General features: G+C 50.1%; 1 protein-coding gene. It reads right to left on the bottom strand.

What is annotated here, in order from left to right; all coding sequences use genetic code 11:
• Window positions 1–263: HD domain-containing protein (locus tag AC1DLB_RS31595; protein WP_477786477.1), on the bottom strand; the 263-nt coding region annotated here is incomplete at its 3' end.
• Window positions 264–601 lie beyond the last annotated feature (338 nt).

The raw sequence follows: 601 nt of genomic DNA, 5'->3' as shown, positions 1-601 counted from the left end.
AGCTTGTCGATTTCCTGAAGGAAGTCTTCTGCCAATTGCTCTGAGGGGGGCAAATAATCAAACGTCTTGGCCGTCCATATACCAAGATCATGAAATACCCCGGCCAAAACTATCTTTTCTAGATTCACAGCGTCCAGCGTACTGAGCGAGCAACAAAAGTTGATGACTCGGTACACATGATTTCGGTATCCGGTGAAGTCATTGCCGAGGTTTCCGGCATAGCGCTGAAGCAGTTCGTCCAGCAGCTCAATTTTGGTGAGCACTGTTCCATCCTCCTTGTTTGGAGGGGGCTACTTTATAGGCTTGGATGCCTTGCATAAAGGCGCCCAGTGGAGAATGCGAAATTGCACTCCACTGGAACACCCGTTTGCATCGACCTGACCAGTCATTTGCATTCGTTCTGACTACCGATTGCATCGGATTCGAGCAGCATGCTTTGCAACCATGTACGGCAGAGAACGGTCCAGAGTGTGTAAAAACGCTCATAACCTGATCGTCTTGAGCCATTGACGTTCGTTGGCTGAGCGATCGCACGGTCAATGCTTCGAGTCGCACCGGTCGCGACCTGGAACACGTAACGTTGTTTTTACAGCCTCTGGAA

The organism is Pseudomonas sp. 05N434, assembly GCF_056396965.1.
This window is presented reverse-complemented; position numbering and strand designations above follow the sequence as displayed.